Origin of the sequence: Arcobacter sp. CECT 8985, assembly GCF_004116495.1 — a bacterium.
GTDB lineage: Bacteria > Campylobacterota > Campylobacteria > Campylobacterales > Arcobacteraceae > Malaciobacter.
In genome coordinates this window covers 1-22,253 of record NZ_PDKC01000008.1, presented here as the reverse complement: position 1 = coordinate 22,253, position 22,253 = coordinate 1, and the positions used below count along the sequence as shown (strand labels likewise).

Here is a 22,253-nt window from a genome sequence, read left to right as displayed (position 1 = left end):
TAGTTATATTGGAATAACTATCTCAAATCTTGCCCCATTAATCGTATTTTCAACTTTCAATTTACCCTTCATATTCTTTTCTACAATAATCTTTGACATATAAAGTCCAATACCTGTACCATCACTATCATTTTTTGTTGTAAAGTATGGCTCAAATATTTTCTCAATAGGTTTAGCTTCTATTCCACTTCCATTATCTTCAATATATAAATTTACACTATTTTTATTATTTTTTGCATAAATTTTTATAAATGGTTTTTTTATTTGATTATAAATTAATACATCTTTTGCATTTGAAATGATATTTAAGACAACTTGTTCAAACTCATTTAAATAAGTATCAACTTCAATATTTTCATCAATATTTATATCTATTTTTATATAATTATTTTTTAATGCACTTGATAATATAGTCATTACTGATTCAATTGCTTGATTTAACTTAAATTTCTCTTTATCCTTTTTAGGCATAAAGAAATTTCTAAAATCATCAATAGTATGTGACATATACTCCAATACTTTCTCAGCTTCTAATGATTTTTGATCCATTGTTTCTTTATCTAAGGCATTTAAATTATATTTAAATTTGATAAACATAAAAATAGATGAAAGTTCAGAAAGAGGTTGTCTCCATTGATGTGCTATATTTGATATCATTTCCCCTAAGGCTATAAACCTAGATTTTTGAACAAGTAACTGTTCTTGTTCTCTATTTTTATCAATTTCTAAAGAGACTCTCTTTTCTAGATTCTCATTTAACAGCATAAGTTCATCAGATTTTGCTTTTACTTTTGCTTGATATGTTTGTAATACATTATCTATTTTCTCAGATATTAAAATAGAAATAACAATTGCTATTGTTAAAAAAAGTAAAAAAAGTAAAATATTTTGAATAACTTGTTTTTTTACTCTTTGTTTCAAAGTATTTTGTTTTAAAGCAATTTGTTTTTCTATATCATCTGTATAAACACCAATTGAAATAACCCAATTCCAATGTTTATAATATTTAAAAAAAGATAATTTTTCTTTTACATCATCTGAATTTGGTTTTTTATATGCATACAATTTAAAAGATTCACCTTTTTTTCTTATATCTTTCATAAACTCTTCACGAAATTTTTTTCCATTTTGATCTTTATAATCTGTTGAGATTAATTTACCTAATAAATCTGGACGGTTTGGATTTACTACTAGTCTTGCAAAATCTTTTCCACCCTGCATTTTTTTAATCTCATAAACAAAAAAATAATCACTTTTTTTTGCTTGAAATGAGATGTTATTTAATAATCTAATTGCATCTTCTTTTAGCTCATGCTGAGTCATATTATCTTTTGTAAGATTATAATTTAAAATATCAATAACAGTATCAACCTCTTTTTTTAATATAGCTCTTTGATTATTGTAATATTCATGAATATATTTTTGCATCTCTTTTTCAAAATTATTATTTGTGTTTTGAACATAAAAATATGAAATCATAAAAATCATTGAAGACATAATAATAATAAAAATATAAATAATCATTTTTGAAATGTTTTTTTCTGTTATTAATTGCAATTTACTTATCCAGCCTTTAAATTGTTTATCTTTGCTTAGGTTATTTTTTGGTATCATACCATATCTTTTCTAATAAGGATTTTACTATGAATCAAGACTTAATTAAACAATTAAGTAGTTTCAATTTATTATATGTTGAAGATGAAGATGGGATTAGGAATAATATCTATGAAATTCTAAAACATATGTTCAAAAATTTATATTTAGCAAAAAATGCAAAAGATGCATTTAAAATTTATCAAGAAAAAAAACCAGATTTAATAATCACAGATATAAGAATGCCAAAAGAAACAGGTATTGATTTAATAAAAAGAGTTAGAAAAACTGACTCAAAAGTTAGAGTTATTATTACTTCAGCACATACTGATTTAGAGTATATGTTAGAAGCAACTGAATTACATTTAGTAAAATATATTATAAAACCAATAACTGAAGCGAAATTAACAGAAGCACTTGAGGCTTTTATTAAAAGTTATGCAACTGCACCAGTTTACAACCTTATTCCTAAATGGATTTATGATGAAAGTAAATCTTGCGTAATCGGTCCTGATGTTGAATATATTTTAACTAAAAAAGAAAATGCATTTTTAAAACTTCTTATAAATAAAAATAGAATTATTACATATCAAGAATTAGAGACTCAGATTTGGGATGATACTAATATCATGACTCCAAATGCAATGAGACTATTTATTAAAAATTTTAGAAAAAAACTTCCAAATGGTATATTAAAAAATATCCAAGGTACAGGCTATAGATTAGTTATTTAAGTTCTAAGAACTTATCTATAGCGCAAGCTTCTCCTTGTTTTAATTTTCTTAACTCAATAAAATATCCATGACCTAAATATATTATAAAAAATACTGCTGAAAATAGAGTAATAAAAGGAACCATCGATAACATATAAAGTAAAAATGTTCTTATTCTAAAACTATTTTTTTCACTTTTATGAATTATTTTATAATCTTGTTCATTTAATATTGTTGATGATACATCATGATTTAACAACTTATGAAAAAAATAATACAATGGCAAGTTAAATGCAATTATATTTAATATGGGAATAAAATATAAGGGAATTAAAATAAAAAAAAGCAATATCATAAATAATGTACTTTTTATAAGTACAAATAGTGGAGACATTAAACTTCCATATCCTTGCATTGGTAAATCACTATAATGTCTTTTATGTAAAGTATTTAATATAAATGGAGTTAAAAAACCAATAATTGCAAGTGTAATAAATACAGAAAACATCATAATAAAAACTATACCTATAGTATAAACTAAAAAACTAACTATCCAAGCTGTAACTGAGTATTGTAGTAAAAAATTCATCCATGAATAATAAAAGGGTGCATCAGGAGAAACTACAACATCCTGTCCATTTTGTACTTGAGTGATCATTATTGATAAAGAATCCATACCATAACTTGCTGTACTAAAAAATATAGCAAACATAATAATTAATGTTACAAGTAAAGGAACAATCGAGTATTTCAACATTTGTTTAGTTAAAAAATCCCTTAAACTAACTCTTACTAAATCAATTTCATTCAATTCTAATCCTTTTTATCAAATCTAGTTCTATATTCACATTTTTGACATAGTTCTTCAACTAGTATATTTTTTCTAAAACCATCTTGAATATTTTTTACTCTTTTTGATCTCAAAATATCTTTTATAGATTGTTTATTTATATTTCCAAGATTAATACATGCATTTTGATCTAAACAACAAGGAACTACACTTCCATCACTTAATATACCAAAATGAGAATCTAATCCATAACAAAATCCATTTTTTGATACAAAGTCATTTTTTAAATTTGGCCAATTAAAATATTCATCAAAATTAAAAAATATTTTTCTATCTATTCTTATATTTTTTGGTCTATTTTTATAAACCTCATCAATATTAATTTGTGTATTAAAAGTCTTATTAATCTTATTAAATACTTTTTCATTAAATACTTTTGCACTCTTATTATCATCTAAATTCCAAATTCTTAAATTAATAAAATATTCATGATTGTTTTCCTGTGCATACTTTATAAAAGCCAAAATAGGATCCAAATATTCATCAAGACTTTTTTTATGAGAATTTGCATTATATGAATTAATAGAAAAATTAATCTGTTTAATTGTTTCATTTATTAATGCTTTATAATGTTTTTGATTAATATTATTTGCAGTTGTTGTAATATTTACTTTTAAATTATGTTTTTTACTAATATTTAAATAGTCATTTAAATTTGAAAGAACTAAAGGATCTCCAACTATATGATAAGCCAACTCTTTAGTATGCTCTTTTAATTGTAAATTTAATTCATCAAATTTTTCTAAACTCATAGTTGCATTTGGCATAATTTTGGGAGGACAAAATGTGCATTTTAAATTGCAAATATTAGTTATTTCAATATGAACTTTTCTAAACTTTTTTATAAATATACCTTTTGTTTTTTTATGATTGTATCAAATAAAGACTAAAGAAAACCCTCCACATAAATATGTGAAGGGTTTAAGAAAATAAGTATATATAGTGTTTAACCGTAAATTTGCTATATAGCACCAATAGCTTATGTAAACTATATTCAAAAGATTACATATATAAGCCATAATAATGGCGGTGTTGGTTGTATACTATACAACATCAACTACTATTTCAAATACCTTTTGACTTAGTTTTACAAACAGCTTCGTAATTATTATATTTCAATATTACACCTCCTTGTAAATTTATATTGAGAAAATTTTATACCTTAAAAGATTAAAAAAAATAGTACATTTTCAATTAATTACTAAAATTAAAGTTCAAATATTTTTTAGTTTTTTTTAGATATAAATTCATTTAATAAAAGGATTTAAATGAAAAACTTTATAAATGATATTCCAAAAGCAGAATTACATTTACATATTGAAGGAACATTAGAACCAGAACTAATGTTTAAACTTGCGACAAAAAATAATATTAAACTTAATTATAAAACAATTGAAGATATTAAAAAAGCATATAACTTTACCAATTTACAGTCATTTTTAGATATTTATTATAGTGGTGCAAAAGTATTAATAAATGAAGAAGATTTTTATGATTTAACATTTGATTATTTAAAAAAATGTAAACAAAATAATATTATTCACACTGAAATTTTCTTTGACCCTCAAACACATACAGCAAGAGGTATTAAATTTGAAACAGTTATAAATGGAATTTCAAAAGCTTTAGAAGATGCAAAAAATGAGTTTTCAATAAGTTCTAAATTAATCATGTGCTTCTTAAGACACTTAAGTGAAGAAGAAGCATTTGATACTTTAAAAGAAGCAATAAAATTTAAAGACAAAATCATAGGAATTGGGCTTGATTCATCAGAAATAGGAAATCCTCCAAGTAAGTTTAAAAATGTATTTTCAAAAGCAAAAAACCTTGGATTTAAATTAGTTGCACATGCAGGTGAAGAAGCAGGCTTTGAATATATAAATGATGCTCTTGATTTATTAAATGTAGACAGAATTGACCATGGAGTTCAAGCAATAAACAACAATAAACTAATGCAAAGATTAAAAGATAATCAAATTGCATTAACAGTATGCCCTTTGTCAAATACAAAATTAAAAGTCTTTGAAGATATGAAAGAACACAATATAAAACAGATGTTAGAATATGGATTAAATGTAACTGTAAACTCAGATGACCCATCATATTTTGGTGGATATTTAAATGATAATTTTCATGCAATTTCTAATAATTTAAATTTATCAAAAGAAAATATTATAAAACTTGTAAAAAACTCTTTTAATTCATCTTTTATATCAAATGAACAAAAAGCAAAATTTATTAATATTGTAGATGAATTTATAAAAAATAATTAAGAGGAGTATTCCTCTTAAATTGCTGATAAAGTGCGATATTCATCTAAAGCAAAATCATCTGTCATTCCAGATATATAATCAACAATTAATCTTGCTCTATAATACCATTCAAGTAAATTAAATCTTTGTTCATCATCTTTATTCAACTCTTCAATTGCCTTACTATATGCAACTATATGTTTTGAAGATAATCGTCCTATTAATCTTGCAGATACAAAGCAATCAATTCTTTTTTTGCATACAAGTTTTAAAAAATCTTCACTTGAAAGCTCTAATATAGGTTTATAGCAATTTAAAAGTCCATGTAATATTGCATGACCTTTTAACTCTAATGCTTGCTTTTCTTTGTTATTATAAATATATTTAATAGAAATATTTTGTAAAACTTCAATTGCTAAAGAATATTTATTTGTTTTATCAAAATCTAATAATGCTTTATTAAATGTCCCATCAAATATCTCTTGATGATTAGTTAAATATACTTTTGCAACATATTTAACTAAATTATTTATTAAACTTGCTCTTGTTAAAGTCAAGAAAAGATTAAATTGATAAGGTTCATCTTCTTGCTCTTTTGCTTTATTATAATATCTTTTAATAAGATCTAATAAAAATGTTTCGTCTTTTTCATATTTTTCATTTACTTGTTTACACTCTTTTAAAACATATATATATAAATCATCTAAAGTAAATACACCTTTATCAACTGCATCTTCTATATCTGCTGTTAAATATGAAATATCATCTGCAGCTTCCATAATATATGTAAGAGGGAATCTACACCCTTTTTCTATTTCAAGGGATTCACATACTTTTTTAACAAAATCTTTTTCAGAATAATAAAATCCTGGTTTCTTTTTTAAATAGTTTAAGTTATCAGAACTTTCTGGTTTTTCTTCAAAAGCTCCTCTTGTATATTTTAAAACTGAAGCGATTTGAGAGTAAGATAAGTTTAATCTTTGTAAATATTTTATAATTCTAATAGCTTGTGCATTTCCATCAAAATTTGTTATATCTCTTACTAATTCTTTTTTTATTTCAATATTATCTTCATTTATATTTGGATATAACTTTTCTAAACAAGCGATTCCATCATTTTTCATCCAATTATTAATAGATAATTCTGCAAAATGTCCAAATGGAGGATTGCCTATATCATGTAATAAACTTGACATTTCAGATATTGATACAAAAGCATTTTCTAAAGAGTCTAAATTATATTTTTCTAAATTACCTTGCTTTTTAATTTCATCTAAAATAGTTTTTGCGATATATCTTGAATTTTGTTGAACTTCAATTGAATGTGTTAATCTACTTCTTACTGCTGCATTTAACTCCAAAGGAAATACTTGTGTTCTTTTTTGTAATCTTCTAAATGCTGGAGTTGAAATTATTCTACCTCTATCACTTTCAACTGAATTATCTATATCATTAATAGGATAAACTTCTCTACTTGTATTTAATTTTTTCTTATAATCTATCATCATAAAGCTCTTTTTTTATTTTTAAAACTAATTATAACTTATTTGCAGTTATAATTGCATTTTTAAAAAAAAGGAATAATTAATGGAAATGCTTTTAAACGATTATGATATGGTAGTTGGTGCAAAATTTGATAATGGCACAATTCAAGATTATATAGATGATAAAAATACATATGGATTGATTAGAATTGAAGACTCAACTGCAAACTGGTTTTTATTTAATGAAATAGATAGTGATGAAGAATCAAAAAAACTATATAAAGACGTTATAAAAAAAGAGCATTTTATACATGATGAATTTGGTGAACAAATAGTTATTTTTAATAAAGTAGGTAAAGTTTCAAATGAAACGTTTTTAAAAAAGATCAATGAATATATTGATGATGGTTTAGGTCAAATCATCTAAAGCTTAGAAATTCTAAGCTTTATTTTTTCTAATATTAGTAATAGTTTCACCGCCAATAGAATAATTATCTGTATTAATTTCTTCTATTATTACAACTGCACTTTTTGAACTTCTTTTGAAAACTTTTTCAAAATCATCAGCTACTTTTTTTGCAAATTCTTCTTTTTGTTCTTTTGTTGCTCCACCATCCTCGTGGGTCATTTTTACATTAATTACTGGCATATTTTTTCTCCTTATTTTTATTAAAATACAATACTACTGCTCCTAAAAAAAGTATAAATGCTGTTATATATAAACTCATATCATAATTTTTATATTTATCTATTAATGCAACTGAATATAAAGGTGCACTAATTTGTCCAATCCCATACGAACTAGTTAATGCTCCCATTAAAAATACAGGGTTTGAACTTGCAATTTTTCCACCCAAATTTAAAAAAAGTGCAACTAATGCAATAAAAGTAGCTCCATATAAAAAAGCACTTAATAGATTTAAATATAAACTATTTGTAAAAGTAGGTATTAAAATACTTATTATCAATAAAAACATACAAACCAAAATTATATTTGAACTTCCAAATTTATAAGCTAACCTCATCCAAATAATACAAGAAGGTATTCCAGCAATTCCAGCTAATAGCCATGAATTTGAACCAAACCCTTCCAAACCTTTAATACTATTTATAATATCAGGTAAAAAAGTTGCTTGTACAACAAAACCTACACCAACAGTAAAATATGAAAAAATTAAAACAAAAACAAAAGAATCAAATTTAAAAGCTTTTGTTTTTATCTTTACAAAATTAATACTTTTCTCTTCATCTAAAATATAAAATGAGTATGATGATAAAAATACTGCTAAAACAGTAAGTATTATCCATGAACTTTGCCAATCAAAATAGTTTAAAACACTTCTACTAACAATATCAGTTACAACCATAGAAAAACCAATTCCAGAGAAATGAATTCCCATAGCTTTTGTTTTATCTTTAAAATCTAATCTACTCATAACCAATGATGAACCAATTACCATAAGCATTGCAGAACCAAATCCCGCAATAAACCTTGAACTAATCCATAAAAAATCATTTGTATTAAGACCTAAAATAATAGTAGTAGATATACTTAAAAAAAGACCAATTCTAAAAAATAAAACTTTTTGTTTTACTGTTTTTAAAAATATTGCAAAAATTGCACCAAGCAAATATCCAAAGTAGTTAATTGAGGCTAATACCCCTGCAAAACTAATATCAATCCTGTTTTCTAGCATTGAAGGAAGTAAAGAAGTAAATGCAAATCTTGCAACACCCATTCCTACTATTAATGCAAATATTCCAGCTATTATTATATTTGTATTACTTTTTTTATTAAATATCTCTCTCATTTTATTTCTCATTTTTTAAATTTTGGTATAATATCACTAAAAATTATATTTTGTCAAATAACTTATCACTATAAGTGATATAAGGATTAGTGATGGATTCAAACCTTTTAAAAGTTTTTTTAAGTGTAGCAAACAACCGTAGCTTTTCTAAAGCATCAGTTGAATTAAATTGTGCACAATCAAATGTTACTGCAAGAATAAAACAGTTAGAAAAGAGTATTGATAAAATACTTTTTTATAGAAATACAAAAGGAATTATATTAACAGATATTGCAAAAAAACTACTACCTTATGCAAATGAAGTCGTAAATAGTATAAATAAAGCAGAAGATTTTTTGAAACATATAGAACATGAAGAAACACTAAAAATTGGAACAACTGAATCAAGTGCAGTAACAAAAGTAGTTACATTATTAAATAAAATTCATAAAAAATATCCAAAAATGGACTTAGAATTAACAACTTCGCCAACTAAAGATTTAAAAGAGTTATTACTAGAATATAAAATAGATATTGCATTTATAAGTGGAAAACCAAAAGAAAAAGAGTTTAAGATATTAAAAGAGTATAAAGAAGAATTAGTTTTATTAAAATCAAAAAAAAATAAACACTCAAATAATATTTTATCTTTTAAAAAAGGTTGTACATATAGACAATATATGGAAGATTATTTAAAACAGCAAAAAATTAAGTATAAAAATATTGAATTTGGAAGCTTAGAAACAATATTAGGATGTGTAAAATTAGGAATGGGGATTACAATTTTACCATTAAGTGTTGTGCAAAAATTAAATCTTGAGGAAGATTTATTTATAGAAAAATTACCAGATTATCTAAAAAATATTCATACATATATGATTTGTAGAATAAATGATGATCCTTTAATATCTAATTATTTAAAAAAACAAGATTTATAATGTTATAATTCGCCAAATAATAAAAAAGGACTTCTTATCGAAAATTTTGGTTCAATTAAACTATCAAAAGAGATTATAAAAGCACTAGAAGAAAAAGGGTATGAAAGCCCAACTGATGTACAAAAAAATGCTATTCCTGCAATTTTAAATCAAAAAGATATTATTGCATCAGCAAAGAGTGGAACAGGGAAAACTGCTGCATTTTTACTACCAATACTTGAAAAATTAAAAGATGAGATTGATCTTAGTAAAAAAAGAGTACCTAGAGTTCTTATAATTGTTCCAACAAGAGAGTTAGTAAAACAAATATCTTCAAATATTAAAGATTATTCTAAATATTTAGATATAAAACATAGCGTTGCATTTGGTGGAGTAAATAATAAAGTTCAAGCTGAAAAAATAAAAAATGGAACAGATATTATCGTTGCAACGCCAGGAAGATTAATTGACCATATTCAAAATAATGCAGTAAATGTTTCAAGTGTAAATCAAATTGTATTAGATGAAGCAGATACAATGCTTGATATGGGATTTGTAAAAGAGATTGAAACAATACTTTCTCAAACTAGTTCATATAGACAAATCATGATGTTTTCTGCAACTATATCTCAAAATGTAAAAAAACTTGCAAAAGAGTATTTAAATAATCCAACAGTATTTGAATTAACAGATGTAAGACAAAGAGTTAATATTATTGAGCATACTGCTTATAAAGTTGATAGCTTCAAAAAAATAGAAATGTTATCATATCTAATTGGTTCAAAAAACTTTGAAAGAGTATTAGTTTTTGTAAATACAAAAAAAACTGCTGATGAAATAACTGAACACTTTAATTTAGATGGATTAAAAACACTTTGTATGCATGGTGATATTAAACAGTCTGCAAGAAATAAAGCCATAAAAGATTTTAAAGCTGGACAAATAAGAGTACTTGTTGCAACAGATATTGCTGCAAGAGGTATAGATATTGAAGATTTAGAATATGTTGTTAACTTTGAATTACCACAATCAACTGATGATTTTACACATAGAGTAGGAAGAACAGGAAGAGCTAATAAAAAAGGTAATGCAATTACTTTAATATCTGCAAAAGAGTACAAAGCTCTTGAAGAAATTGAAAAAGATTTAATGATTACTATAAAAAGATTAGTTTTGCAAGGATATGAACTTACTGAAAAGCAACCTAGACTTTATAAACATAAAAAGAAAAAATTATTAGAAAAGAAAAAAGTTGATAAAAAAAGAAGTGATAAGCCAGAAAAAAAAATTAAATCTAAAAAAACAACAAAAAGAGATGAGAATAGAAATTTTAGGAGAAAATAAATGGAATCAATAAGTATTGCAATAACAACACCTGCACTGCTATTTCCTGCTATTTCACTACTTTTATTAGCATATACTAATAGGTTTTTAACAACAGGTCAGTTAATAAGAGGTCTTAGTGCAAATGCAAGGGATGGAAAAGTTCCTAAAGCATCTAAGCAAATAAAAAACTTGAAAAAAAGAGTTTCATTAATAAAAGCTATGCAATTGTATGGTGTATCATCACTAATTTTATGTACAATTTCTATGTTTTTAATATTTTTAGAAAAAAACTTATCAGGAGAAATATTATTTGGATTAAGTCTTCTTGCAATGACTCTATCTTTAATAATAGCACTTTATGAAATATTTATTTCTGTAGATGCAATTAATTATGAACTTGAAGGTATAAAAAAATATAGTAAATCATATAAAAAAGAGCATGAAAATTTAAATGAACAACAACATAACAATGAAGAAGAACAAGAAGAAATTTTAAGTGAAGATGAGGTTAATAAATAATCATCTTTACTTTAAATTAAAAAATATTAGGCATACACTTTAATATTTCATAAGTTTTTGTAACATCATAAGTAGCTGTATGATGTCTGTTTTCATCAAACTCTATACCATAAAAAGCACAGGTCTCATCTAATTTAGGATTTTTAATATTTCCATTTTTATTTTTTGCACAAACATAATGTTTATTCTCTTTCATAGTACATATATGATTTTTAAAATAGACTTTTTTATTTAAATGTCTTAACTCAAAAGATATATTATGAGCAACTAAAGTATCACTACTTTTACAAAAGTCAAAAAAATCTTCATCTTCTGTAAAATAAGAAGAGTAGGATTTGTCTTTTCTATATTCCATAATCATCTCTGGGGTTAATCTATGAACTGCAAAAGAGTAAGGATTTAAAGGATATCTAGATAAATAGTATCTATGAAATTTATCTAAAATATTAAATTGGTTGTCAATTTTTACTGCTGCAACCTCTATTACATCGCCTACACTTTTACTATTTGTTTCAAAATCAAGTATTATCATTTTTCTCACTATTTTATTTTAATATAATGTTTTCATAATTTTACACAATTAAAATAAAAAATGAACTAATATTATGCTACTTCTGATCCATTATTTAAAATAAAATATCTATTGATATTCTTTTTTGCAATTTGTTTTATTTGATTCAATATTTGTTTATCATAATTGTCACAAATTTCCAATATACAATAATTATTTTCAGAATTATAATATAACATTTCAACAAAATTACCTAAATTTGAAAGTTCTGCATCAATTATAAAATTTTGCATTTGAGAAATTTCACTTTCATTTTTATTTTGACTTTCATATAAAATAAAAGTATTTTCTAAAAGCATTTTTTCTTTTTGATTTCCTGTTTTAAAATATTTATAAGAAATATTATTTTTATCCAAAAAATCAGTCGTAATAATTAAATCTTCATCAATAATATTTTTTTCAAGATATGATAATAAAGAGATTGTATCAACAATTAAAATATCTGCCAAAGAAGAATTATGAGGATTAGATTCATAAACTCTTGCAACACATAAATTTATTGGAATTAAAACTGGAACCATTTTTTTTAGTTGTAAAAAGTCATTTTTCAATTTAATAACTTTTGATATATCTAAAATATTTATTATAGAAGATTTTTCAAAATCATCTATTTTTGTCAATTCAATTTTACATTCACTAATATATATAGACCCTTCTGAAGAATGCTTTACTATTAAATTATTGTTTTTATTAAAGAAATTATCTTTTTTAACTGACACAACTTGAACTTCTAATAATTTTTGAAATTCACTTTTAACATTAAAATTAAAAATTTTAATACAATTTTCTATTATTTCATTTAAACTCATAATATTCCTTAATATCAAAGACAATAAAGGATAGACCAAGTCTATCTATACATCCAGTATACTAATTGACATTTAATTATTATATAATAACACTTCGGTGTCACACTTTGCGTCACACTTTTAATGATTTACTAAAAAATTAGTATTTTTTTTGTACAATAGAATTAAATTCTTCTAGGTTAATTATTAAATGTTTATACGAAAACTTATTTTATTACTTGTAATACTTAATTTAAATTTACTTGCGAATATAATCTCAATTAATAAAAAAACTAATTTTTATAATATTTTTCCTCAAAGTGAAATATTTATTGATAAAACAAAAAAATTAACAATTAAAAATGTTAAAAAAGTTAAATTTAAAAAAATAAATAGTAAATCTATTGGTTTTGGTTATTCTCCTAATTTTAATGTATGGATTAAATTTACACTAAAAAATAATACAAAAAACACAATAAATAAAATTTTGGAATATGATAATGCACTAACAACAAATGTATATCTATATAGTAATAATAAACTATTAAAAAAAGAAGGACTTGCACATTTAAGTGAAAATAGAAAAACAATTAATCCTATATTTAATATTTTATTAAAACCAAAAGAAAAAAAAACTTATTATATTAAAGCCTCATCTTATATAACTACGTTAATAATAAAATTAAACTTATTTAATAGTGAAAACTTCTACATAAAAGAGATGCAACATCAAGTTATTTTAGCTTTATTTTTTGGTGGTATGTCTATTCTTGGTTTTTATAATTTATTTATCTTTTTCTTTACAAAAGATAGAAGTTATTTATATTATGTATTATATATATTTGGTATTTTAATTCATCATCTTATGTATTCAGGTGTTACTAATATCTATTTTTTACCACATAACTGGGTAATGCCTTTTATTCATTATGCGACATATATTGTGGGATTCCCTGCTCTTGCACTAGCATTATTTACAAAAAGTTTCTTAAATATAAAAAAATATAAAATAATAAATAAAACATTAACTATTTATCTTATTTTATTTCCTTTTTTATTAAGTATATTTTTTATTACTGATAGTTTTAACAAATATAGAAATATTTTTTCTGTTATTTTATTAATATATCTAGTTATAATAACTATATATACAAGTATAAAAAGAAATAGACAAGCTTATTTTGTTTTATTTGGATGGTCAATATTTTTAACTGCTGGAATGTTTATGTATTTATCTAGTATTGGTATGTATAATGTCTTCATAAATTTTCCTTATTATATAGAAATTTCATTATTGATAGAAGCAATAGTTTTTTCAATCGCCCTTGCAGATAGAATTAAGATACTTGAAAAAGATAAACAAGAAGCACAAGAAAAACTTATTTTACAACAAAAAGATGAGAAAGCTCGTTTGAAATTGAAAGTGGAGGAAAAAACAAAAGATCTAAAAAATGCATTAGATGAAAAAGGACTATTATTAAAAGAATTAAATCATAGAGTAAAAAATAATATGCAAACTATAGTTTCATTAATTAGACTTCAAAGTGATGATATTATAGATGAAAAATTAAAAGATGTATTAACAACTATACAAAATAGAATTAATGCAATGGGACATCTTCATGAACTATTATATAAGCAAGATAATTTAACAAATGTAAATACTGTTAAATATTTTAAAATCTTAGTAAATGAAGTAATGCAAAGCTATAATTGTGAAAATGTTAAAATCAATTTCCAAATCGAAACAAACTTAAAAATAGAAGAAGCAATATATTGTGGATTAATTATAAATGAACTTATATCCAATTCATTTAAATATGCATTTGATGATAAAATGAATGGACAAATAGATATAAAATTAAAAAAAGTTAATAATAAATATATATTGATTGTAGAAGATAATGGAAAAGGATATGATTCAACAAAACCAACTAACTCACTTGGATTAATGTTAATAAATACTTTAGCTTGTGATCAATTAAAAGGAAATATAACTATTGAAAGTGAGAATAGTGTTTCTGTTAAAATAATTTGGAGGGACAATGAAGAATACAAAAGTATTAATACTTGAAGATAATACAATAGTTGGGTTTGATATAAAAAGAAGTGTTCAAGCACTTGGATATGAAGTTACTAAATGTGTTACAAATTATGAAGAAACTATAAAATCACAAAAGGACAACCCTGCTGATATTGCAATCATGGACATTGATTTAGGAAAATATAGTAAGGATGGAATTGAAGCAGCAAAAGATATTCAAAAGATAAAATATACTCCTGTAATATTTCTAACAGCTTTTTCTGATGAACAAACAATGCAAAAAGCAATAGATGGAAATTTTGTTGCAACTTATCTGACAAAACCATATAATAGAGAATCCATTGCACCTGCATTATTAGTGGCAAAAAACAGATTAAATAATTTAAATGAATTAGATAATAATATAGTGTTATTAAAAAATGGTTATAAATACGATACAAAAAATAATACCCTCTATTACAACGAAAAGTTTATAAAACTCAGCAAACAAGAAACAAAACTATTTTCATTACTAATTGCAGCAAAAGGAAATATTATTGAATTTGCGGATATCGAGTATGAAATATGGCCAAATAGCACTGTTTCAGATAGTTCTCTTCGAACTTTACTTTACAGACTAAGAAATAAAATTGACCCTGAGTTAATTGAAACTATACAATCTTTTGGTTGTAGACTAAATATAAAATAATTTACCTACAACTTTTGCACTTAAAATTTTACATATATAAAAACATCTAATTTTATTCTCTTTTTATACTTTTAAAATCATTCTAATTTTTTATAAATATTAAATGTGACGATTTATTTGACAACATTTGTTTATTATATTTTATCTTAAAAAAAAGGGTAGAATATGTTTAACATAAACAAAAACGAATCAATTGAACAATTGCAGTTGCTTATCCAAAGTAAAATAAATAACTCTTTAGAGTACATGCCAAAAAGCTTTAATGAACAGCAATTAAAAGCACTTGAACTATTTAATAATAGGCTTTTCCTTGAAGAAGTTGTAGAGAAGACAGTTAAGTTTAATAAAGATCTAAATTTTGAGAATAACAACAAAAACTTGTTTATTATAAAAAGTGTTGAAGATTTAATTAATGTATACAAACTAAGAAGTGAGATATATACTAAATTAAATTATAATAAAGAATTTCCAGAAATAATTGAAGGGCTTAACTTTGATAATTATGATAAAAATTCTGCAATAATATATACTAAAACAGAAAATACAATAACAAGTACTTGTAGACTAATCTTTGATTCTGAAAGAAAACTCCCAATAGAAGAAAAGATAGATTTAGATTATATTAGAAAACAATACAAAAATATTGCTGAAGTTTCAAGACTTACAATAAAACATAATAAAAATAGTCTTAACCTTGATTTCAAAAATCTAACACAAGGAATTTATTTAATAATAAAACAAAATAATATAAATGGGACAATTTCAGTAATAAGTAAAGAGCATTACAAATTATATTCAAAATTTGGTGGTTTTAATATTGAAAAAGAATTAACTTCATATGGAGAATTAAATAAAATATTTATAATTACATCATGGGATATTTCAAAAATCTCAAAATTTTTCCAAAAAGCTTTTTTAAGGTAGTCTTCTAGACTACTTTAAAGCTCAATAACACGTTCAAACATCTCTTTAATTTCAGATTCATGACTAATTAAAAATATTTGTCTATATTGCTCTTTTATTGTACTAAAAGCTTCAAGTATTTCTAATCTTCTATTTTCATCTTGGCTTCCAAATATTTCATCAAAAGCAAGAAAAGATATCTGAGCATTTCCACTTAATTCTTGAAGTGTTTTTGAGATTGCAATTCTTAATACTAAATTTGCCAAATCAATCTCTCCTCCACTAAATCTTTCAATTGGGTATTTTTTATTTTCATCAAAAATAAAAAAATCAAAATCATTTGAAACTTCAATTAATTGATACTTTCCTTTTGTAATTTTTGCATACATATTTGAAGCAATTTGTGAAATCCTTGGAGCAATTTTAGAATTTATTGTTGTTTTAAATTCTTGTAGTGCGATTTTAATTTTTGTATAATCATTTAAATCATCAATTTTAGTCTGTAATTTTTTATTTTTCTGTTCATTCTCTTCAAGCTGTCTATTAATATTTTTTATTTCACCTTTTATTCTTGACTCTTCCAATCTTTTATTATGAATTATTTCTGATAATTCATCTTTTCTTTTTTGTATATCATCAATTTGTTTTTCCAAAGAGATATGTTTATTTTCATCATAATTTATTGTTAATAATTGATCTTTTCTTAATTTAATATTTATTTCATAAATTTCTTTATTTTTATTTAACTCTTTAATATTTTGTAAAATTATATTTTCTCTTTTTAACTGAGTTTGTAAAGACAAAAATTTATCATAATCTTTTCTTATTAATTCTAACTCTTCTTTTATTTGTAAATGTTTCTTTTCATTATAAACATAAGAATTTAGTTTCTCAATTTGCTCATTATTACTTTTTCCTCTTAACTCTATGTCTTGTAAATAATTTAAGCTATTTGCTAAATCCTTTTTCTTTTCCTCAAACAGATAAATTTGAGTATGTAATTGTTTTTCTTCTTTTATTACTTTTTCAAGATTTTCTTGTTTTATTTCTATTTTTTTAGTTAGCTCTTCTAACTCTATTTTATAATTATCAATATTTTTTTGATAATTTGATTCAACTAAATTATATAAATTTTCTAAAACCATGTCATAATCATCAAGCAAATCTCTAGTACAAGTTGGACATTTTGAATTTCGTCCTAAACTTTGAATAGTATCAATTTTATTTTTTGTATCTATAATTAGATTTTCTTGTCCAGCAATTTTATCTCTTAATTCTCTATCTGTAATCTTTTTATCTTGAAGTTGTTTTTGTAAATCAGAAATATCATGTTTTAATTGTAAATGCTGTTTTTCTACACTCTTTTCATCTTTTAATTGCTCTTGAATATTAGAAATATCCTCTTTTTGTTTTTTATATGATAATCTTAATTCATCTCTTTCTTTAATCAAAGCTTGTTTTTTTAAATACTTCTCTTTTAAAAAATCTTGTTCTTTTATTGACGATAAAAGTCCTTCATATTTATCTTTTATATCTTTTATATTATCAAACTCTATTTTTTTTAATTCTAACTGTTTTAATTCTTCATTTAATTTATTTATATTTTCAGATACTAACTTAAAATTTGACTCTTCAAGTTTTATATTATGTTCTAAATTTTGTTTTTGTTCTTTAACTTTATTAAAAGTTTCAAGTTGAGTTTTTTTACCACTCTCTTCACTTAATAATTTCTCTTTATTATTTTGTTCATTTACAATTTGAATGTTTATTAGTTTTAAATTATCATTATGATTTTTTAACTTTTTTGAAAACTCATCAATATCTTCAATATTCAATAAATAAGAAGAAAAGTTTTTTATATCTCTATTTAATTCTCTTATTTGTAATATTAAATAATTTTCAATAAAATCAATTTTTTCTAAACCAAGTAGCCTTCTTATCATTTTTTTTCGTTCTTCTTTGTCTAAACTACTCAATTTAGTTAACTGCTTTTGAGATGCAAAAAGTGTACTTAAGAATGCTTCTTTATTCATTTTAGTAAGTTTTATTATCTCTTTTGTCACTTCTTTTGAACCATTACAAAGTAATTGTTCATTTTTAAAAATTTTTGCACTTGCAGTTAAATTTTTTCCTCTAAATTCTCTTACAACTTTATATTCAAAAGAATCAAATTCAAAAGTAAGCTCAACTCTTAGTTCATCTTTTTCATCTGCATTTATATTTTTAATTAACTCTTTTGAACCTTTAATTCTTAATTCTCCATATAAAGCAAATAAAATAGCTTCAAAAATAGTAGATTTCCCACTTCCATTTTTACCAATAATTCCTGTTAAGCCATCAAAAAATTCAATTGCAAACTCTTCATATTTTTTAAAATTTTTTAAATATAATTTAGATAGTATCATCAATATTATCCTCATATTTATCAAATAACTCATCACTTTTCAATTTTAATCTTGAAAATTCATCTTCCAATGAATTGTCCTTCAAAAAGTCTGTAAAATATTCTTTTAAAGAAACAGCTTGAATATCTTCTATTGTTGTAGAATTTGTAGAAATAAACTCTCTTTTAACAACAACATATAAAGAAGATGAAAAATAACTTTTAATTTGTTTATTTGAAATATTTATAGAATCAAGTGCATTTAAATTTTTAATAGTAATTTGTACAATTGAATCTTTTAAGTTTAAATAACTTAACTCTTCTAATTTAATAAATAATTCGTTTGCATCAATTTCATAACTTACAAAGTCTCTTATTTTAATTTGTTTAAAATCAACTATCAAATCATCCTTTGATAAATCAAAATATATAAACCCTTTATTACTTCTTTTATCATTTAAAGATGTACGTTCACTACTTCCACTATAAAATACATTTTCATAACTTTTAACACTAGAAAAACCATGCCAATGACCTAATGCCACATAATCCATTTTATCAAATAAATATTCTTTGTCATGAGGGTAAACAAACTCTCCAAACTCGCTCATCAAATAAGAAGCTCCTACACTACAATGAAGCATCATAATGTTTTTTTTATTTTTATTTATATTCTTTTCAATTTTTTCTAATTCTTCATATATTTTATTTTCATCATTTAAATGTGGCAATGCATGAAAAATAATATTATCAAATTCAAACATTTCATATTTACTACTATAAGCACAATATACATTTTTAAAATTATCAAATATAGATAAAATAGGCAAAGAGTAATTAGTTCTAGGTGTTGAATGGTTTCCCGCAATTAAAATAATTGGAATATTAAGATCATTTAATATTGTAAATTTTTTCAATGCATATGATATTGCTCTATTAGAAGGACTACTCCTATGAAATAAATCACCCGTATGTATAATATAATCAGGATTTAAATTAATTATTTCATCGATAATATCATCAAATGCTTTATAAAAATCTGCTTCTCTTTGATTAATACCCTCATCATTTATAATATCTAGATCACTAAACCCCAAGTGTGTATCACTAAAATGTACTATTTTCAAATCATTTCCAATTTAATTAATTTTATTTATTCACAAAATTTTATTTTAAAAGATATGGCAAATCTCTTTTTAGACTCTCTAATAAATCTTCATTTATAAAAAACTCGCAAAAAGGCAACTCACCAATATGCTTATAACAAAATGCACAAATATATCTATTTTTTCTTATAATATCTACAGCTTGCTCTAAATTAACTTTATTAGATTCATTAGCATTATAATAATCATACATTATATTCAAAGGCTCTTTTATATTGTTATCATTTACAAAAACAACTGCATCATCAAAAAACTCTATTACATTCTCTTTATTAGAAACAATCTTAGTAAATGCTTGTTTTATATCATCAAACCTAATATCAAACTTATAACCTAATAATAATAGTTTTTTTACATTTTCTAAATCATTTTGTTGAAAATAATATTGCAAAAGTAATTTTAAATAATGTTCTTGCAAATCTTCACTTTGAGTAGATATTTCATCAACAATAATATTTGCATCTAATATTTTATCATTTTTAATAAATTCATTATGTAATATTGAAATTTCTGCAATAATTTCATGTAGCCTATCTTTCATATATTTCCTTTTTTTATTGTAATGAATTATAACAGTAAAAGATTAATAAAGTATGAATAAAAATAGATAAAAAAAAGTAGTAAAATAAAAGGTTAAAAAGCCTACAAAAAGAGCAATCAAAAACAGAAATTGTCATTTAAAAAAATAAAGATATTATATTAAATAATACTTTTTTATGAGAAAACTTTTATTAAAAGTTTTCCCATTCATCATTATTCGAATTTACTGTAGTTTTTGTTTTAACTTACTCTTTTTTCTTTTGAGGTTCAACACTATTTACTTTTTCAAGTTTTGGTACTTGAACACTCTGTTTACCAATAAACTCTTTCTCATCAGCACTTTTTAAAATTCCCTCTGCAATTTGTTGAGTTTGATTTGCTAATGAAGCATTTTGCTAAGTTTGTTTATCTAAAAAATTAATTGCATCATTAATTTGAACAATTCCAGTTTCTTGCTCTTTACTTACATTTGTAACATTTGTGATTAATTCAATTGTTTGAGTAATTTTACTAGTTAAATCACTATATCAACCTATCATATCAGATGCAATTATTTTACCTTCATTTGCTTTAATTGTAGCATTTTCCACTAAATCTTTTATCTCTTTGGCTGCTTCTGCTGAACATGATTCAAGGTTTCTTACCTCTTGTGCAACAACTGCAAAACCTTTACCAGCTTCACCTGCAGTAGCAGCTTCAACAGCAGCATTTAGTTAAAGAATATTTGTTTGGAAAGCAATTTGATCAATCACTGTGATTGATTCATTAATAGCTTGAACTTGTGTATTTATATCTTCCATAGCTGTAGTTGTTTTTGTTGCTAAATTCTCTCCTTCTTGTGTAGAAGTATTTAAATTATTTGCAAGAGTAAACATTTTATTTATATTTTCATTACTTGATTTTATAATAGATGTTATTTCTTCAATTGCTGCAGCTTGATTTGAGGAATCATTTAACGTGTTTACAGTTGAAGATAATACCATAGCACTATTTTGAATAAAAAGTCCATTTTGTTTATCTTCTATTAGAATTTTAGTAATACCATCTGCTAACTTATTTAAGTTCTCAGCAGTTTCACCTTTAGAATCAACTTTTGTAGTAAAATTATAATTTGTAAAGTTTTCCAATACGCTTGAAATTTTATTAATATCATCTGCAATTTTATTTTCTAAATTATCCATCATATTATTTATAATCTCTTTTAATGAATTAATATTCTCATCTGTAGTATTTGAATGAACTCTTTTTGTTAGTTTCCCATCATTAACACTATTTGCTACTTCAATAGTTACATCTATAATACTTTTATTTAGTAAAGTTTCTTTTTGTAACTTTTCAAAAGAAGCTGTTGATTCTAATTGAAGTTTTTTAACTTCAATAAACTGTTTTATTACTGAATAAACAATATAAACAAGAACTATTTCTTCAAAAATAAATACTATAATATGAATAAAGGTAAATAACCAACTACAGTTAGTACTCATCAATATAATTTCATACCCCATAACAGTAGCGCCATTTAATTATAAATATGCAAATTAAAAAGTATAGTAAAAAATAAACAGTAGGGAAAAAGAAAAGGGGATAAGTAAGGGGTATAAAAAAAAGCCCATATCAATAACAAGAGAAAAGTTGTTATAGATAAAGGCTTAGTAAAAAGTAAAAACAAAACTCAAGAGCTGGCAGAGACCTACGTTTCCACACCTGAAAGGTGCAGTATTATCAG

The 22,253-nt window shown here is 23.4% G+C and carries 21 protein-coding genes and 1 pseudogene; 9 read left to right on the top strand and 13 right to left on the bottom strand.

Annotated features, from left to right (window positions below; all coding sequences use genetic code 11):
• Positions 1-3: 3 nt before the first annotated feature.
• Positions 4-1,614: a cache domain-containing protein gene (locus CRU93_RS05190; RefSeq protein WP_258238840.1), complete on the bottom strand. Its 1,611-nt coding sequence runs from the start codon at positions 1,612-1,614 to the stop codon at positions 4-6.
• A 29-nt stretch (positions 1,615-1,643) separates the two neighbouring features.
• Here CRU93_RS05190 and CRU93_RS05185 point away from each other — a divergent pair, with 29 nt between their 5' ends.
• Positions 1,644-2,327 (top strand): response regulator transcription factor, encoded by a 684-nt coding sequence (locus CRU93_RS05185; RefSeq protein WP_129103125.1) that lies wholly within the window; start codon positions 1,644-1,646, stop codon positions 2,325-2,327.
• On the opposite strand, the gene CRU93_RS05180 is transcribed toward CRU93_RS05185, so the two are convergent.
• The gene (locus CRU93_RS05180; protein WP_129103124.1) at positions 2,320-3,117 is read right to left on the bottom strand and encodes an EI24 domain-containing protein; all 798 of its coding nucleotides are present in this window, start codon (positions 3,115-3,117) and stop codon (positions 2,320-2,322) included. The two genes, CRU93_RS05185 and CRU93_RS05180, sit on opposite strands and share 8 nt — an antisense overlap.
• A gap of 2 nt (positions 3,118-3,119) precedes the next feature.
• Positions 3,120-3,971, bottom strand: a complete 852-nt coding sequence (locus tag CRU93_RS05175; protein WP_258238843.1) for a radical SAM/SPASM domain-containing protein — start codon at positions 3,969-3,971, stop codon at positions 3,120-3,122.
• A 453-nt stretch (positions 3,972-4,424) separates the two neighbouring features.
• Between CRU93_RS05175 and CRU93_RS05170 the strand changes: the two genes are divergently transcribed.
• Positions 4,425-5,429, top strand: coding sequence for an adenosine deaminase (locus CRU93_RS05170; protein ID WP_129103122.1), 1,005 nt, complete (start codon positions 4,425-4,427; stop codon positions 5,427-5,429).
• A gap of 14 nt (positions 5,430-5,443) precedes the next feature.
• Here CRU93_RS05170 and dgt read toward each other — a convergent pair whose 3' ends face one another.
• A complete protein-coding gene (dgt, locus tag CRU93_RS05165; RefSeq protein WP_258238839.1) occupies positions 5,444-6,916 on the bottom strand; it encodes a dGTPase in 1,473 nt (490 codons plus the stop codon).
• Between the two features lie 79 nt (positions 6,917-6,995).
• Here dgt and CRU93_RS05160 point away from each other — a divergent pair, with 79 nt between their 5' ends.
• Entirely contained in the window at positions 6,996-7,319 is a 324-nt protein-coding gene (locus CRU93_RS05160) for a hypothetical protein (RefSeq protein WP_129103121.1), read from the top strand.
• Between the two features lie 12 nt (positions 7,320-7,331).
• Here the strand turns inward: CRU93_RS05160 and CRU93_RS05155 are convergent, their stop codons facing one another.
• Positions 7,332-7,541, bottom strand: coding sequence for a 2-hydroxymuconate tautomerase family protein (locus tag CRU93_RS05155; RefSeq protein ID WP_129103120.1), 210 nt, complete (start codon positions 7,539-7,541; stop codon positions 7,332-7,334).
• Positions 7,528-8,703: a YbfB/YjiJ family MFS transporter gene (locus CRU93_RS05150; protein ID WP_129103119.1), complete on the bottom strand. Its 1,176-nt coding sequence runs from the start codon at positions 8,701-8,703 to the stop codon at positions 7,528-7,530. The genes CRU93_RS05155 and CRU93_RS05150 overlap by 14 nt, the downstream gene beginning before the upstream one ends.
• 92 nt (positions 8,704-8,795) lie before the next feature.
• On the opposite strand from CRU93_RS05150, the gene CRU93_RS05145 reads away from it, so the two are divergent.
• Genes CRU93_RS05145 through CRU93_RS05135 form a run of 3 tightly spaced genes read left to right on the top strand, consistent with a single transcriptional unit; the run spans position 8,796 to position 11,444 of the window.
• The gene (locus tag CRU93_RS05145) at positions 8,796-9,620 is read left to right on the top strand and encodes a LysR substrate-binding domain-containing protein (RefSeq protein WP_129103118.1); all 825 of its coding nucleotides are present in this window, start codon (positions 8,796-8,798) and stop codon (positions 9,618-9,620) included.
• A gap of 36 nt (positions 9,621-9,656) precedes the next feature.
• On the top strand, positions 9,657-10,943 hold the full coding sequence (locus CRU93_RS05140) for a DEAD/DEAH box helicase (RefSeq protein ID WP_309109276.1): 1,287 nt from the start codon (positions 9,657-9,659) through the stop codon (positions 10,941-10,943).
• The gene (locus tag CRU93_RS05135; RefSeq protein ID WP_258238838.1) at positions 10,944-11,444 is read left to right on the top strand and encodes a DUF2721 domain-containing protein; all 501 of its coding nucleotides are present in this window, start codon (positions 10,944-10,946) and stop codon (positions 11,442-11,444) included. It begins immediately after the preceding gene.
• 16 nt (positions 11,445-11,460) lie between these two features.
• Here CRU93_RS05135 and CRU93_RS05130 read toward each other — a convergent pair whose 3' ends face one another.
• Complete coding sequence (locus CRU93_RS05130) at positions 11,461-11,976, bottom strand: 3'-5' exonuclease (RefSeq protein WP_129103116.1); 516 nt, start codon at positions 11,974-11,976, stop codon at positions 11,461-11,463.
• Between the two features lie 71 nt (positions 11,977-12,047).
• Positions 12,048-12,824, bottom strand: coding sequence for a hypothetical protein (locus CRU93_RS05125; protein WP_129103115.1), 777 nt, complete (start codon positions 12,822-12,824; stop codon positions 12,048-12,050).
• A gap of 190 nt (positions 12,825-13,014) precedes the next feature.
• Between CRU93_RS05125 and CRU93_RS05120 the strand changes: the two genes are divergently transcribed.
• The 3 genes from CRU93_RS05120 (at position 13,015) to CRU93_RS05110 (ending at position 16,459) form a co-directional block, all read left to right on the top strand.
• Positions 13,015-14,877, top strand: coding sequence for a 7TM diverse intracellular signaling domain-containing protein (locus CRU93_RS05120; RefSeq protein ID WP_129103114.1), 1,863 nt, complete (start codon positions 13,015-13,017; stop codon positions 14,875-14,877).
• Complete coding sequence (locus CRU93_RS05115; protein ID WP_129103113.1) at positions 14,849-15,535, top strand: DNA-binding response regulator; 687 nt, start codon at positions 14,849-14,851, stop codon at positions 15,533-15,535. The genes CRU93_RS05120 and CRU93_RS05115 overlap by 29 nt, the downstream gene beginning before the upstream one ends.
• A 165-nt stretch (positions 15,536-15,700) precedes the next feature.
• Entirely contained in the window at positions 15,701-16,459 is a 759-nt protein-coding gene (locus CRU93_RS05110; protein WP_129103112.1) for a hypothetical protein, read from the top strand.
• 14 nt (positions 16,460-16,473) lie between these two features.
• Here the strand turns inward: CRU93_RS05110 and CRU93_RS05105 are convergent, their stop codons facing one another.
• The 5 genes and pseudogenes from CRU93_RS05105 to CRU93_RS14390 all read right to left on the bottom strand — a co-directional run bounded on the left by CRU93_RS05105 (position 16,474) and on the right by CRU93_RS14390 (position 22,032).
• Entirely contained in the window at positions 16,474-18,843 is a 2,370-nt protein-coding gene (locus CRU93_RS05105; protein WP_129103111.1) for an AAA family ATPase, read from the bottom strand.
• Complete coding sequence (locus tag CRU93_RS05100; protein ID WP_129103110.1) at positions 18,830-19,948, bottom strand: DNA repair exonuclease; 1,119 nt, start codon at positions 19,946-19,948, stop codon at positions 18,830-18,832. Before CRU93_RS05100 ends, CRU93_RS05105 begins: the two co-directional genes overlap by 14 nt.
• 40 nt (positions 19,949-19,988) lie before the next feature.
• Positions 19,989-20,528 (bottom strand): hypothetical protein, encoded by a 540-nt coding sequence (locus CRU93_RS05095; RefSeq protein WP_129103109.1) that lies wholly within the window; start codon positions 20,526-20,528, stop codon positions 19,989-19,991.
• A gap of 526 nt (positions 20,529-21,054) precedes the next feature.
• Positions 21,055-21,180, bottom strand: a pseudogene (locus CRU93_RS14395) (hypothetical protein); the annotation flags it as partial.
• 60 nt (positions 21,181-21,240) lie between these two features.
• A complete protein-coding gene (locus tag CRU93_RS14390; protein WP_309109275.1) occupies positions 21,241-22,032 on the bottom strand; it encodes a methyl-accepting chemotaxis protein in 792 nt (263 codons plus the stop codon).
• Positions 22,033-22,253: the final 221 nt, after the last annotated feature.

Bases quoted from the DNA above. Each gene is read 5' to 3' on its own strand.
- CRU93_RS05190 (WP_258238840.1), bottom strand. From the start codon at position 1,614: ATGATACCAAAAAATAACCTAAGCAAAGATAAACAATTTAAAGGCTGG.
- CRU93_RS05185 (WP_129103125.1), top strand. From the start codon at position 1,644: ATGAATCAAGACTTAATTAAACAATTAAGTAGTTTCAATTTATTATAT.
- CRU93_RS05170 (WP_129103122.1), top strand. From the start codon at position 4,425: ATGAAAAACTTTATAAATGATATTCCAAAAGCAGAATTACATTTACAT.
- dgt (WP_258238839.1), bottom strand. From the start codon at position 6,916: ATGATGATAGATTATAAGAAAAAATTAAATACAAGTAGAGAAGTTTAT.
- CRU93_RS05160 (WP_129103121.1), top strand. From the start codon at position 6,996: ATGGAAATGCTTTTAAACGATTATGATATGGTAGTTGGTGCAAAATTT.
- CRU93_RS05155 (WP_129103120.1), bottom strand. From the start codon at position 7,541: ATGCCAGTAATTAATGTAAAAATGACCCACGAGGATGGTGGAGCAACA.
- CRU93_RS05150 (WP_129103119.1), bottom strand. From the start codon at position 8,703: ATGAGAGAGATATTTAATAAAAAAAGTAATACAAATATAATAATAGCT.
- CRU93_RS05145 (WP_129103118.1), top strand. From the start codon at position 8,796: ATGGATTCAAACCTTTTAAAAGTTTTTTTAAGTGTAGCAAACAACCGT.
- CRU93_RS05135 (WP_258238838.1), top strand. From the start codon at position 10,944: ATGGAATCAATAAGTATTGCAATAACAACACCTGCACTGCTATTTCCT.
- CRU93_RS05130 (WP_129103116.1), bottom strand. From the start codon at position 11,976: ATGATAATACTTGATTTTGAAACAAATAGTAAAAGTGTAGGCGATGTA.
- CRU93_RS05125 (WP_129103115.1), bottom strand. From the start codon at position 12,824: ATGAGTTTAAATGAAATAATAGAAAATTGTATTAAAATTTTTAATTTT.
- CRU93_RS05120 (WP_129103114.1), top strand. From the start codon at position 13,015: ATGTTTATACGAAAACTTATTTTATTACTTGTAATACTTAATTTAAAT.
- CRU93_RS05115 (WP_129103113.1), top strand. From the start codon at position 14,849: ATGAAGAATACAAAAGTATTAATACTTGAAGATAATACAATAGTTGGG.
- CRU93_RS05110 (WP_129103112.1), top strand. From the start codon at position 15,701: ATGTTTAACATAAACAAAAACGAATCAATTGAACAATTGCAGTTGCTT.
- CRU93_RS05105 (WP_129103111.1), bottom strand. From the start codon at position 18,843: ATGATACTATCTAAATTATATTTAAAAAATTTTAAAAAATATGAAGAG.
- CRU93_RS05095 (WP_129103109.1), bottom strand. From the start codon at position 20,528: ATGAAAGATAGGCTACATGAAATTATTGCAGAAATTTCAATATTACAT.
- CRU93_RS14390 (WP_309109275.1), bottom strand. From the start codon at position 22,032: ATGGGGTATGAAATTATATTGATGAGTACTAACTGTAGTTGGTTATTT.